This is a genomic window from Citrobacter sp. Ce104 (assembly GCF_030334595.1).
GTDB lineage: Bacteria > Pseudomonadota > Gammaproteobacteria > Enterobacterales > Enterobacteriaceae > Citrobacter > Citrobacter europaeus.
Map to the genome: position 1 here is coordinate 20522 of NZ_JAOWDP010000045.1, position 13307 is coordinate 33828.

The window sequence follows — 13307 nt, forward strand, 5'->3', positions numbered from 1 at the left end:
ATATGGCTACAGCAACCCCGATTAAAGGCCGCAAGGGCGGCAGTTCCAGTTCACGAACCCCTACCGAACAGCCTGATGATCTGCAATCTGTAGCGAAGGCCAAAATCCTCGTTGCGCTTGGGGAAGGGGAATTTGCAGGGCAATTAACCGGAAAAAATATCTACCTGGACGGCACGGCGTTGGAAAACGCCGATGGCACCCAAAACTTTAGCGGCGTGACGTGGGAATTTCGCGCGGGAACGCAGGTACAAAATTACATTCAGGGCATTCCCGGTACCGAAAACGAAATCAACGTTGGAACTGAAGTATCAAGCGCAACAGCCTGGACGCGTACCTTCACCAACACCCAACTATCAGCCGTTCGCCTGCGACTGAAATGGCCTTCACTGTTTAAGCAGGAGGACAACGGCGATCTGGTTGGGTATTCCGTCAATTATGCGATAGACCTGCAGACTAATGGTGGGACCTGGCAAACCGTTCTTAATACGAGCGTAACCGGCAAAACGACGTCTGGTTATGAGCGCAGCCACCGTATTGATTTACCGCAGGCTGGCAGCACTTGGACAATCCGACTGCGTAAGATTACCGCTGACGCAAACAGCGCCAAGATCGGCGACACAATGACGCTGCAAAGCTTCACGGAAGTGATTGATGCCAAGCTGCGCTATCCGAACACCGCGCTGCTGTACATCGAATTCGACTCAAGTCAGTTCAATGGTTCGATTCCACAGATATCCTGTGAACCACGTGGCCGAGTGATCCGCGTGCCTGATAACTATGACCCCGATACGCGAACTTATAGTGGTACATGGCAGGGCGCGTTTAAGTGGGCCTGGACCGATAACCCGGCGTGGATATTTTACGATCTGGTTATTACCGATCGCTTTGGTCTGGGTAATCGCCTGACTGCAGCCAACATCGATAAATGGACGTTGTACCAGGTATCGCAGTATTGCGATCAGCCGGTACCGGATGGAAAGGGTGGAAGCGGGACAGAACCACGCTATACCTGTAACGTCTATGTTCAGGAGAGGAATGACGCTTACACTGTGCTGCGTGACTTTGCGGCTATATTCCGGGGTATGACGTACTGGGGCGGTGATCAGATTGTTGCGCTTGCCGATATGCCGAGAGATGTGGATTACGCTTACACCCGCGCTAACGTTATCGACGGACGCTTTACCTATTCCAGCAGCACAACAAAAACGCGGTATACCACAGCGCTGGTTTCCTGGTCTGATCCGGGTAACGCCTATGCGGATGCGATGGAGCCGGTATTTGAGCAGCCTCTGGTGGCCCGGTACGGATTTAATCAGCTGGAAATGACAGCCATCGGCTGTACCCGTCAATCAGAAGCGAACCGAAAGGGGCGCTGGGGTATTCTCACCAACAATAAGGATCGCGTTGTTTCGTTTGATGTTGGCCTGGACGGAAACATTCCGCAGCCGGGATACATCATCGCCGTGTCAGACGAGCTTCTGTCTGGCAAAGTTATGGGCGGCCGCATCAGTGCTGTTAACGGTCGCGTGATTAAACTTGACCGCGTAGCTGATGCTGCAGCAGGCGATCGCCTTATTCTCAATCTTCCCTCCGGTGCGTCACAGAGCAGGACTATTCAGGCGATTAACAGGGAATCAGTCACAGTCACCACGGCATACAGTGAGACACCACAGTCCGAAGCTGTATGGGTGGTTGAGTCAGATGAACTCTACGCCCAGCAGTATCGTGTTGTCAGCGTCTCCGATAACAATGATGGTACCTTCTCGATTACCGGCGCATGGCACGACCCGGATAAATATGCCCGTATCGATACCGGAGCCATCATTGACCAGCGGCCGGTGAGTGTGATCCCGCCGGGTAACCAGTCGCCGCCAGCCAACATTGTGATCAGTTCGTTTTCAGTGGTGCAGCAGAATATCAGCGTCGAAACCATGCGGGTGAGCTGGGACCAGGCGCAGAATGCTATCGCCTACGAGGCACAGTGGCGCCGCAATGATGGTAACTGGGTAAACGTGCCGCGCAGCTCCACCACATCCTTCGATGTTCCGGGGATTTATGCCGGGCGTTACCTCGTGCGCGTGCGCGCCATTAACGCTTCTGAAATATCCTCCGGCTGGGGCTACTCCGAAGAAAAAACGCTGACGGGTAAGGTGGGAAATCCGCCGAAACCTGTTGGATTTGCGACAACACCGATTAACTGGGGCATTCGTCTGAACTGGGGATTCCCTGCTAATACCGGGGACACACTGAAAACGGAAATTCAGTACACCGCGAACAGTGATTTCTCAAATCCTCTTTTGCTGTCGGATGTGCCTTATCCTTCAGCCGAATACATCCAACTGGGGCTGAAGGCGGGGCAGGAATTCTGGTACCGTGCGCAGCTGGTAGACAGAACGGGTAATGAATCAGGCTGGACCGACTGGGTTCGTGGCGAATCCAATGCAAATGCAGATGATTACCTGGGCGATATTGCTGATGACTTCCTGACGTCTGCCGACGGTGACCGCCTGACAAGCGACATTGATACCAACCTGGAAGCCGCATTACAGAACGCGCTGGCCAACCACGCAACGGCTGAACATCAGTGGGCGCAGTATGGTGAAGTACGCGCGGATATTCTGGTGGTTAAAACGACCATTGCACAGGTCGATAAGGCCATGGCTGAAATGTCGACGCAGGTGCAGGCACAGTTCAATAATGTAACTGCCGCACTGGAGGACAAGCTTACTGCCGTGGTTGATGCTACCGGAGCCTCTGCGATTTACACCCTTAAAACCGGGGTTCGAATAAACGGTGTGATGTATAACGCCGGGATGTCGATTGCGGTGCTGGCGGAAGCGGGTAAGCCGGTAATCACCCGCGTCGGGTTTAACGCTAATCAGTTCGTCCTGATGAGTGGCAGTGGCAATACACAATATTCACCCTTTGCGGTGGTCAATGGTCAGGTCTTTATCAGTGATGCATTTATCCAGTATAGCCAAATCACGCTGGCAAAAATTAAAGAACTGCGATCAGAAAATTACGTTCAGGGGCAAACTGGCACCATTATGAAATCAGACGGAACGTTTGAAATGAATGGAGCAGTTGCCGGGGAGGGGGCAATGAAAATCACCAACACAACCCAGAGCGTTAAGGACGGGAATGGCGTTCTTCGCGTGCAGATTGGGAAATTAACAGGAGTGTTTTGATGGAATGGGGGATACAGACATGGGATGCGGACGGCGTCCCAAATAACTATGGCATTAAACCTGTAACCGTGGTGGGCATCATCGATCTTGCTTTAGGTCAGAAAACGGGAAGCTACCAGTTCAACCTTGAGCCTGGCTTAAAGGTTGGGTTTGCAGTTGGTACTCTGGAGGATAAAGGGACAATAAGTTACACAGATAAAAGAAATATTATTGCATCTGGAAACACCATAACAATACAGCCTTCAGGTAGTGATGGGATTAATGATTACCCGGCAATCAAAGTGCAGTTAATCGTTTTTGCGGAGACTGCGTAGATGGCTAAATATGGCGCATTGATTTCATTACCTAACGGGAACCCTTTTATCACGCCTGATTCCACACCAATGACGCTTTACCGAAAAGTAACGGTAAACTCAACTTTTGGGGGGAATTTTATCAGTGCTTCGGCGTCCGTGACTATCGACGGTCAGAAGGGAGGGATTGCATTTGCACGAACCAGCGCCCCGGCGAAGATATCAGCTTCAAAAAGTGGCAATACGTTCAGTGTTGATGCGTCTAATTACAGGGGATCGGCTTTTGTCCTTGAGGCCTATTTTTTTGCCATATATCCGCTTACGCTTCCGGCCTGGGGGGTGGCTATATGGGATGCCGAAGGGACACTGGTACTTACGAATGAGTCCCGGGTATTAAGCGACCTTACAACTATTGGCTCACCAGGTGCTGTAAGTGGTGGGCTTAACATTGATACATACATGGCAGGCAAATGGGCCATAAATCCGATGGGGCTGGGATCTGTTCTCCTTCATGCTGGTTCGGCACCCGGTGGACAGCCAATCATTCAGTCTGTGGATGTGGGTACAGGTTGCTTCAATGAAGGGGCGAGAACGAGAATAAAAGGACTTACATCAACAACAGCAAGCGGCTCTTCAATCGGTACTACAAATAGTGGAATTGTGATAACGGCGATAAACACAGCTGCATATGATTAAACTGATCGATTTAAACGATCAATTTTAGAATATTGATCTATTAAAACTATTTTTATTATTCAGTGCCATTGGTTATTTTTTGTTTAAATAATTAACTCTGGTGTCGAAATGAAAAATATAATTATTCCCGTTATTGTTTGTCTGGCGCTTTCAGCATGCTCAGGTCATGTTCTGGAGAAACAGAAACCGGTTTGTCAGGCTGAGTCTGTACTTGGCGGACAGCCCCAGTCAGTACAGATTTATGGTGTGCGAAAAATTGCTAATCAGACTGAGTACAGGGCCGGTTATCCATTTAACTGGCGATGGGTGAATAAAAATAATTTCACCCGTTCGAATTGCCCATAATGAATCACCAAAAAATAACCCGCTCCGGCGGGTTTTTTATTATCTGAATTCAGGAGATATCCATGTCAGCAGGAACCTTAACCCTGACGAATAATTCTGCTGCGGTCGCTGGCAGCGGGACCGCGTTTACTACCGAGGTGGCGGCAGGAGATTTTATTGTTGTCACTGTCGGAGGCGTTCCCTATACGCTCCCGGTTAAATCAGTGGAAAGCGGTACAGCGTTGACGCTTGTCAGCAATTTTACCGGGCCAACACAATCTGGCGCGGCCTGGTCAGCTGTTCCTCGTGTCGCGCTGAATATGGTCACCGCAGCGCTGGTGGCACAGAGTGCGGAAGCCCTGCGAGGCCTGAACTACGACAAACAGAACTGGCAACTTTTATTCTCTGTCAACGGCAATATTACGGTCAGGCTTCCTGACAATTCGGAGTTTACTGGACCATCATGGAATAGCATTATTGAGCGGGTCAATAATGCTTTGTTGAAAAGTGAGGCCCTGGCCGATCTGCCTGATAAAAATGCAGCCCGCGATAATCTCACTTTGGGAAACTCTCAGGATGTTACGTTCGGTAGTGTTCTTGGCTCCCGTGGCGTCAATTCGGTGGCGGGTGGGTCGGGTACAGGCGTCAAAAGCACTGCAGGCGTCAAGAAGGATATTTTACTGACGTCGAATAACGTTGATGGTGAACAGGGCTGGATGATGAACCAGCTGCAGGGGTGGATGGGGAATTCGTTCTATCAGTTTGGCGGGATACGAGGTGCGGGTAATTATCTGGATGCCATTGCTCTAATCGCGAATAGTTTTGGAGCAGGAGCGAACACATACCGTTTCAACTTTCTCTCTGGTTATGGTGGGGCCATACAGTCTCCCCGTGGTTTTTGGGGAGAGTGTCGACAAGGTGGCTGGGGAAGTGTTGACGGCCCTGCATCAACCCCTTACTGGTCATCCATTATTGGTGGAAATGATGGTGGCTGGGCTCCAATCGTTTCTGGTGGCTCTTCATCGTCTGGCGGATGGAGTACTCGTCTGTCACTGGGACTCATTTCTAATGGCAATAATTGGCCTCATGGTGTCTTACATTTTATGGGCGATGCCAGATATCACAGGATGTTCAGATTTAGTCCTCAGTCTGGTGATATCACTACCGATGTATGGAACGAATCAGGGTCAAACTGGCAGGGAGCGTACGTGTTCGCAAAGAATGCGACCTCAGATCGTGACCTCAAAGAAGATATCCGGTACCGGGATGGGAAAGACAGTTTTGACCGTGTTATGCAGTGGTTACCAACCATGTTTAAGTATAAGGGGTCGGATACGCAGCGCTTTGGCCTTATTGCCCAGGATCTGACTAAAGTGGATCCGCAGTACGTAAAGATAGTGCCTGGTGGACCTGTTTTTGAGGACGTTATTGGGGTGGATGAGTCCGGCAACGAATATGTTGACCATCAGATTGAGGTTGGTCTCAAAGACGATACCCTTGCCCTTGATAACAATGTCATTATGGCCGATATGGCCTGCGCTATGGTTTATATGGGCAGAGCTATGAAGGAACAAATGTCCGAGCTCAATTCTCTGAAGAATGTCATTGAGACGCTGAAAGGTAACCTACAAAATTGATGGTTGCCGCAACCACGCCGTATGCAAGAGCATGATTGCGGCCGACTGGCGAACGTTCGATAGTGCGAGTATTGAATGATTGCCAGTCACGGCGGATTGTACTTAAGCAATATGACGGTTCAAGGCGTTTAATCTGAAACCAGCCACATATCAGCCTCTTCAAACATTTCCTGAACAGTACGGCTTATCTGTTCCTTCTCATGCTTGCTGGCGTCAGTGTTGATCGCCGGCAGTGTCATCATCGGTTTAACCCAAGTACCAGTATCGGGAAAAGGCGCGGTTTCACACTTATTTCCCTTAGAATTACATCCTTTACATTAGACCTATGAATACAAGATGAAGTGCCACTTATTTGGCTAAAATGCAAACACAAATCTAACTTGGATGTGGTTTTGCGTTATTTTATAACGTTCTTTTCTAATAAAAAACATAAAGAAATATTTGTTTTAGCCGATAATCTGTTTTAACTGTATGTATTTGATTCACGACAGATAGTAGAATGTATGTTGTTACATAGGGTCAGGCATATAAAGAGGTCGGCGTGAAGAATAACCACAATTTAAAACGAATTAAGCCTTATGTGATATCAATCACGTTTTCATTTTTTATTTTTTTCTCATTGTCTGAGATTTCAATGTATTATATATACAAGGAGAGGATTGCATCATATACAGAACGAGTTTTGAATAGAAGCGTTAGTCTCATTCAACAGATTGATAAAATAAATGATAGTTATGAAATATTTAATGCTTATAGTCCTTGTAGTGAACTACAACTTCATGCTCTAAGAGTGGCCTTATGGCCCTATGCTCTTATAAAAGATATATCATTTATTTCAAATGGTGCAGTCATATGTAGTGCTTTATGGGGAGTGTTGCCAGCACCATTGCTTCTCAATATCTATGATAGAAAAGTTGAAAAGGACAATGTAACTTGGTTTTTTGGTGTGTTACTGGAAAATAATGTAAAAGCTGATTTGCTAAGCAATCAAAAATTAGCCATAACGATTTCACCATTTGCATTTAATAGATTTGTTACAGACCATGAAGAGAAGGGGTTTTCTGCAATTGTAGGTGACAGAGATCATTCGCTTCATTTGTTCAAACTTGGTGAGCAGGTCGATCTTCTTGAAGAGGCTCAGCATGATAAATCCTACCAACTAGGACTTATTACCACGCAAAGCTGTAATAAAAATAATAATATCTGTGTCATGGGGGGAGTTAAATTTCCGTGGATGAGTTTCGATAGTTGGTTAACGATGTTGTTGATTTCCTTTACATCTATTGTAACCGGTGTTCTTCTGGGTGGTTTTTATAATCAAAGAGTTGCACGTAAGCAATCATTAGTTTCAAGATTAAAAAATGCGATAAGAAGCGAATCATTATATCTTGTGTATCAACCTATTTATAAAATAAAAACCGGAAAAATTATTGGTGTGGAAGCACTAATTAGATGGGATGATCATGATATTGGTAGCATTCCTCCTGATATTTTTATCCCTATTGCAGAGAAGCATGGTTTAATCCAGGGAATAAGTGATTTTGTATTTCGAATGGTAGTAAAGCAAACCATGTCTCTTTCTGAGGAATTTGATATTTTTATAAGCATTAATGTTAGTTCTCAAGACCTTCTGTCGGAATCATTTCAAGAAAAAGTGTTTCAGATGATTGATGAATCAAATATAAAACCTGGTATGATAATGATGGAGTTAACAGAAAGGCAGAGCGCGGAAATAAATTCCCTCCAAAAGGTTGTTTCTTTATTTAATAATAAAGGTATATCAATAGCTATTGATGATTTCGGGACTGGTCATTCAAATTTAAACTGGCTATCAAATTTACAAATAGATGAAATTAAAATTGATAAGTCAATTACAGATTCTATTGGTGAACCCTCTGTAAATAATAATATCGTATCAGGATTGGTGGAGATTTTTAAAGATATAACTAACAAAGTCGTTTTCGAAGGTGTCGAGACATCAACTCAGGTGAAATATTTAACTGAAATGTTCCCTGAGTGCGGTGTCCAAGGATGGTATTACTCACAGCCACTATCTATAGATAAATTGACAAAGTTAGTAAATGATATTAATGGGGTTTAATATGTATTGCATTGTTTTTATTGTTTAATTTTATATAAGATACGTGTAACCGTGTACCATATAAATTTAACAGCTGAACTTTAATATCTCGTGCCGAATATAGTTGACTAGTTGGTTCGAGATTGAGTGAAATGTCGCGTTCTGATTCATCAGCGAGCAGGGCAAGATAATCTTCACGTGTCATTGACTGTGAAAAGCGTCCACACATAGAAACCTCCAGCCAACTGTCAGACTGAAAGTATAGGATATTGAGTAGAACGATAGGATTTGAAGCTCCACACCACCAATATTCCATTATGGCTTTTAGCTTCTCGAGGTTGCTAAATGGCAGATAGACCACTACCCATTTTTACTTTTTTGGGGGCAAATTTGGGGGCAAAAATTAGCTTGGGGCATGATTTGGGGCGATGAAATGACTCATATTGCCCGCAATTGTCTAAGATGGTTTTTTATTAACTAATTGATTTTATGATAATTAACTGTATTTGCTAATTTTACAAAATCAATTTTATAGTCTAACGCTGATTATGTGGCTGTGGGGATAAACATTTAATAAACCGCGGGAAGGGATAATGTTCCGGGCGATAAAAAGCCGGAGGCGCTGACGCTTTTCCGGCTTGCATACGACATAAACTGATGGCCGGAACAGGCGCAATTGCCCTCCGGCGTATTACAAATTACTTAAGTTCATCAACCATTGTGATGGCGCGACCAATGTAATTGGCTGGCGTCATTGCTTTCAGGCGCGTTTTCTCGTCTTCCGGCAAAGCCAGACCGTCGATAAACTGCTTCATACCTTCGGCGTCAACGCGTTTGCCGCGGGTCAGTTCTTTCAGTTTCTCGTATGGTTTTTCAATACCATAGCGACGCATCACGGTCTGGATTGGCTCAGCCAGAACTTCCCAGTTATGGTCCAGTTCATCCAGCAGATGATCGCGGTTCACTTCCAGTTTGCTCACACCCTTCAGCGTGGACTGATAGGCGATCAGCGCATAGCCAATACCGACGCCCAGGTTGCGCAAAACGGTAGAGTCCGTCAGGTCACGCTGCCAGCGGGAAACCGGCAGTTTGCTCGCCAGATGCTGCAGTACCGCGTTAGACAGCCCCAGATTTCCTTCGGAGTTTTCGAAATCGATTGGGTTCACCTTGTGCGGCATAGTGGAGGAACCAATTTCACCCGCGATGGTTTTCTGTTTGAAGTGGTTCAGCGCCACGTAACCCCAGACATCGCGGTCGAAGTCGATCAGGATAGTGTTGAAACGGGCGATGCAATCAAACAGCTCGGCAATGTAGTCGTGCGGCTCGATCTGAGTCGTGTATGGGTTCCACTGGATACCCAGCGAGGTGACAAACTCCTCGCTGAACTGATGCCAGTCTACTTCCGGGTAAGCGGCAATGTGGGCGTTATAGTTACCCACGGCACCGTTGATTTTACCAAGAATTTCAACCTGGTTGAGCTGGCGATACTGGCGCTCCATACGGTAAGCCACGTTAGCCATTTCTTTGCCCAGCGTTGACGGGGTGGCTGGCTGACCATGGGTACGGGAGAGCAGGGGAATATCGCGATATTGTACGGACAGATCTTTCACCGCGTCGATAAGCTTACGCCAGTACGGCAGAACCACTTCGTCACGGGCAGTTTTCAGCATCAGCGCGTGAGACAGATTGTTGATGTCTTCTGAGGTACACGCGAAGTGGATGAACTCGGAAACGGCGTGCAGTTCCGGTATATCAGCCACTTTCTCTTTCAGGAAATACTCAACTGCCTTCACGTCATGGTTAGTCGTACGCTCAATGGTTTTGATGCGCGCTGCATCTTCTTCATTGAAGTTAGCGACGATCGCATCAAGGAAACCGATTGCGTCGGCAGCAAAAGCAGGAACTTCCTTGATCGCTGCGTGCGCGGCCAGTTTTTGCAGCCAGCGTACTTCAACCTGTACACGGAATTTCAGCAAACCGTATTCGCTGAAAATCCCGCGCAGCGCGCTGACTTTATCGCCGTAGCGTCCATCGACAGGGGAAACGGCGGTCAGTGAGGATAATTCCATAGATCACAACTCCGGGGTTAAATGAGCAAGAATTTGTTTTGCCTGAGTCGTCAGGCGATTACGAGAAAACATGAGTTGCAGACGGCCTCCACCAACCTGATGCCAGAGCACGGCAGCACGGATGCCAGCCAGCAGCGAAGCGCGTACTTTAGCCTGAACCTGTGGGCTCTGAAGGATTGCCGGGGAGCCCGTAACCTGAATACGCGGGCCGAGTGGGCTGATGACGTCAACATAAATGCCTGCCATCGCACTCATCAACGTTTCAGACTGCAAGTCAAAATGGTCCAGCTGGCGCTGCAAACCGTTGATACGGTCTCCCAGCGTGTCCATAGCGCCTTTAGCGGCTGAGAGCTTACGCTCCAGCACCATCAGGCTTAACGTGTAGCGGGTGAGTTCCGCGTTCAGCCCCTGACGACTACTGGCATTGAGCACGCCGAGCATCGTTTCCAGACCTAAACGCAGGTTGGCCTCGCTACCGCCAAACACGCCCAGCGTAGAGCTGGGATTCATGTCGATGACACTGTTCAGTGAAACGTGTAATGCATCGGCATCACAATGCCCCTGGTGCGCCAGTTCTTGTACCAGGCGTGCCGACTGGCAAATACCTGCCAGGGCGAGGGTGATGTCATAATAATTCTTTGCCACGTTCACTGCTTCCTTGTATCAGATGTGTAAGTAATTATACCGGCAGAGGCAATCGTTGTTCGATAATGCCGCCGCCGAGGCACACTTCACCATTGTAAAAGACAGCCGACTGACCCGGCGTTACCGCCGCGACTGGCTCGTCGAAAATGACTTCAATACGCTCAGCATCCAGCGCTTTAACGGTGCACGGAATATCGGTCTGACGATAGCGGGTTTTCACCGTGCAGCGCATTGTGCCGGTGAACGCTTCGCGATCAACCCAATGCAGCTGTTGTGCCACCAGGCCAACGGACATCAGGCGCGGGTGTTCATGACCCTGAGCGACAACCAGAATGTTGTTCTCAACGTCTTTATCCACCACATACCATGGATCTTCTGTCCCTTCTTTCGTTCCGCCAATACCCAGACCTTTACGCTGACCCAAAGTGTGGTACATCAGCCCCTGATGCTGGCCAATCTCTTCGCCATCAACGGTGATGATTTTGCCTGGCTGAGCAGGCAGGTAACGACCAAGAAACTCGCGGAACTTACGTTCGCCAATGAAGCAGATGCCGGTGGAGTCTTTTTTCTTGGCCGTAATCAGACCGAGGTCTTCGGCAATTTTACGCACCTGTGGTTTTTCCAGTTCACCTACCGGGAACAGGCTTTGCGCGATTTGCTCATGGCCGAGCGTGTAGAGGAAATAGCTCTGGTCCTTGTTGCCATCCAGCCCACGCAGCAGGCGGCTTTTGCCGTCGACGTCGGCGCGGCGCACGTAGTGACCGGTGGCGATGTAATCGGCACCTAAATCTTCGGCGGCAAACTCGAGGAAGGCTTTAAACTTGATTTCTTTATTGCACAGAATATCCGGGTTCGGCGTACGGCCCGCTTTGTACTCTTCAAGGAACAGTTCAAAGACGTTGTCCCAGTATTCTGCGGCAAAGTTAACGGTATGCAGTTCAATGCCGAGTTTGTCACAGACCGCCTGCGCATCCGCAAGATCGGCAGCTGCTGTGCAATATTCCTCGCCATCGTCCTCTTCCCAGTTCTTCATGAACAGGCCTTCTACCTGATAACCCTGTTGTTGCAACAGCCAGGCAGAAACGGAGGAATCGACACCGCCGGACATGCCGACGATCACTTTTTTTGGGCTTTCAGACATAGGAATACTCACGACATTGAACTTCAAGGCGGCATATTCTAGCACGCAGCCCTTTACTTGACACCCTCTGTAAACGGCCAGTTAAATTCGCCAATCATTGCCAGTGGATAGCGCTGTCCGCTCTGATAACAGAGAATGCTCTCGGCAACCAGCGGCGAGCGCAGGTTTGGTGCTGAAAGAATCTCTTCCGCGCTGACCCAGCGACAGCAATCTATATCGTTGTCATGAGGTTCAGTAGCGCACATATTGGCAAGCTCGATAGAAAACAGAAAACGTAAAAAGGGCGTTTTGTCTGGTGCAATCCATTGATGCATTCGAATGAAATGTTGTGGCTGTGCTTTGATACCTGTCTCTTCCCACAGCTCGCGAGCGGCGGCTTGCACTAAAGTTTCATCCGCTTCCAGGTGCCCGGCAGGTTGATTCCACAGGGCTTTGCCATTGATTGTTTCCTCAACGACTAAAAATTTGTCTTCTGCATGCACAATGCAGGCGACCGTAACGTGTGGTTTGAACATACCTGTTCCTTATTCAGTTAGTTGCATCCCGCCACTCGCCATTGGCGAGATTGTCCAGCGTGTAATCTCCCATGGCATAGCGGATAAGGCGCAGCGTAGGAAATCCAACATGTGCTGTCATACGACGTACCTGGCGATTGCGGCCTTCATATAAAGTCACTTTCAGCCAACGGGTGGGGATATTTTTCCTCTCCCGAATAGGCGGGTTTCTCGGCCATAGCCATGTGGGTTCTTCTACCACCTCAATGCCAGCAGGCAGCGTGGGGCCATCATTGAGCGTAACGCCAGTGCGCAGGGCTTCCAGCGCTTCGGGCGTAGGTTCTCCCTCAACCTGAACGTAATAAATCTTCCCCGTGCGCTTGCCGGGTTGCGTTAACCGCGCCTGCAGCGCGCCGTCATTGGTCAGCACCAAAAGACCTTCACTGTCTCGATCGAGTCGGCCAGCGGCATAGATTCCTGGTACGGGAATAAAATCTTTTAACGTGCTTCTGCCTGCCTCGTCAGTAAATTGTGGCAAAACATCGTAGGGTTTATTGAACAAAACCACGCGTTTTGGCTGGTTTTCTCTACGCTGCTTAGTGACTTGTCGTGAGCTGAATCGCTCAACCCGGTGATTTCTAAAAGAAGTTTTTTGCATGGTATTTTCAGATTATATCAATTGCCGCATTATAGCCTAAGAACGAGTGTCTTTCATGGCGGCGAACAATAGGGTAGTATTG

The 13307-nt window shown here is 48.0% G+C and carries 11 protein-coding genes and 1 pseudogene; 6 read left to right on the forward strand and 6 right to left on the reverse strand.

Annotation, left to right across the window (positions count from 1 at the left end; genetic code table 11):
• Nucleotides 1-2: 2 nt before the first annotated feature.
• The 5 genes from OGW16_RS02770 (at nt 3) to OGW16_RS02790 (ending at nt 6138) form a co-directional block, all read left to right on the forward strand.
• The gene (locus OGW16_RS02770; protein WP_286517765.1) at nt 3-3188 is read left to right on the forward strand and encodes a TipJ family phage tail tip protein; all 3186 of its coding nucleotides are present in this window, start codon (nt 3-5) and stop codon (nt 3186-3188) included.
• Complete coding sequence (locus OGW16_RS02775) at nt 3188-3502, forward strand: hypothetical protein (protein ID WP_286517766.1); 315 nt, start codon at nt 3188-3190, stop codon at nt 3500-3502. The genes OGW16_RS02770 and OGW16_RS02775 overlap by 1 nt, the downstream gene beginning before the upstream one ends.
• Entirely contained in the window at nt 3503-4177 is a 675-nt protein-coding gene (locus OGW16_RS02780) for a hypothetical protein (protein WP_286517767.1), read from the forward strand.
• A gap of 108 nt (nt 4178-4285) precedes the next feature.
• Complete coding sequence (cor, locus tag OGW16_RS02785) at nt 4286-4522, forward strand: phage exclusion lipoprotein Cor (RefSeq protein ID WP_071685654.1); 237 nt, start codon at nt 4286-4288, stop codon at nt 4520-4522.
• Between the two features lie 62 nt (nt 4523-4584).
• Nucleotides 4585-6138, forward strand: a complete 1554-nt coding sequence (locus OGW16_RS02790) for a tail fiber domain-containing protein (RefSeq protein WP_286517769.1) — start codon at nt 4585-4587, stop codon at nt 6136-6138.
• A gap of 128 nt (nt 6139-6266) precedes the next feature.
• Here the strand turns inward: OGW16_RS02790 and OGW16_RS02795 are convergent.
• Nucleotides 6267-6410, reverse strand: a pseudogene (locus OGW16_RS02795) (DinI-like family protein); the annotation flags it as partial.
• A gap of 269 nt (nt 6411-6679) precedes the next feature.
• On the opposite strand from OGW16_RS02795, the gene OGW16_RS02800 reads away from it, so the two are divergent.
• Nucleotides 6680-8239, forward strand: coding sequence for an EAL domain-containing protein (locus OGW16_RS02800; protein ID WP_286517771.1), 1560 nt, complete (start codon nt 6680-6682; stop codon nt 8237-8239).
• 677 nt (nt 8240-8916) lie between these two features.
• On the opposite strand, the gene purB is transcribed toward OGW16_RS02800, so the two are convergent.
• From purB to rluE, 5 genes are read right to left on the reverse strand one after another with little or no spacing between them, the layout of a single operon-like run.
• Nucleotides 8917-10287: an adenylosuccinate lyase gene (gene purB / locus OGW16_RS02805; protein WP_200006708.1), complete on the reverse strand. Its 1371-nt coding sequence runs from the start codon at nt 10285-10287 to the stop codon at nt 8917-8919.
• Between the two features lie 3 nt (nt 10288-10290).
• The gene (hflD, locus tag OGW16_RS02810; protein WP_016153409.1) at nt 10291-10932 is read right to left on the reverse strand and encodes a high frequency lysogenization protein HflD; all 642 of its coding nucleotides are present in this window, start codon (nt 10930-10932) and stop codon (nt 10291-10293) included.
• Nucleotides 10933-10966: 34 nt separating this feature from the next.
• Nucleotides 10967-12073: a tRNA 2-thiouridine(34) synthase MnmA gene (gene mnmA / locus OGW16_RS02815; RefSeq protein ID WP_100194261.1), complete on the reverse strand. Its 1107-nt coding sequence runs from the start codon at nt 12071-12073 to the stop codon at nt 10967-10969.
• A gap of 53 nt (nt 12074-12126) precedes the next feature.
• Nucleotides 12127-12588 carry an NUDIX hydrolase gene (locus tag OGW16_RS02820; protein ID WP_047411995.1) on the reverse strand — a complete coding sequence of 154 codons (462 nt, stop codon included), beginning with the start codon at nt 12586-12588 and terminating at the stop codon, nt 12127-12129.
• A 13-nt stretch (nt 12589-12601) separates the two neighbouring features.
• The gene (gene rluE / locus OGW16_RS02825) at nt 12602-13225 is read right to left on the reverse strand and encodes a 23S rRNA pseudouridine(2457) synthase RluE (protein ID WP_286517775.1); all 624 of its coding nucleotides are present in this window, start codon (nt 13223-13225) and stop codon (nt 12602-12604) included.
• Nucleotides 13226-13307 lie beyond the last annotated feature (82 nt).

Bases quoted from the DNA above. Each gene is read 5' to 3' on its own strand.
- OGW16_RS02770 (WP_286517765.1), top strand. From the start codon at position 3: ATGGCTACAGCAACCCCGATTAAAGGCCGCAAGGGCGGCAGTTCCAGT.
- OGW16_RS02775 (WP_286517766.1), top strand. From the start codon at position 3,188: ATGGAATGGGGGATACAGACATGGGATGCGGACGGCGTCCCAAATAAC.
- OGW16_RS02780 (WP_286517767.1), top strand. From the start codon at position 3,503: ATGGCTAAATATGGCGCATTGATTTCATTACCTAACGGGAACCCTTTT.
- cor (WP_071685654.1), top strand. From the start codon at position 4,286: ATGAAAAATATAATTATTCCCGTTATTGTTTGTCTGGCGCTTTCAGCA.
- OGW16_RS02790 (WP_286517769.1), top strand. From the start codon at position 4,585: ATGTCAGCAGGAACCTTAACCCTGACGAATAATTCTGCTGCGGTCGCT.
- purB (WP_200006708.1), bottom strand. From the start codon at position 10,287: ATGGAATTATCCTCACTGACCGCCGTTTCCCCTGTCGATGGACGCTAC.
- mnmA (WP_100194261.1), bottom strand. From the start codon at position 12,073: ATGTCTGAAAGCCCAAAAAAAGTGATCGTCGGCATGTCCGGCGGTGTC.
- OGW16_RS02820 (WP_047411995.1), bottom strand. From the start codon at position 12,588: ATGTTCAAACCACACGTTACGGTCGCCTGCATTGTGCATGCAGAAGAC.
- rluE (WP_286517775.1), bottom strand. From the start codon at position 13,225: ATGCAAAAAACTTCTTTTAGAAATCACCGGGTTGAGCGATTCAGCTCA.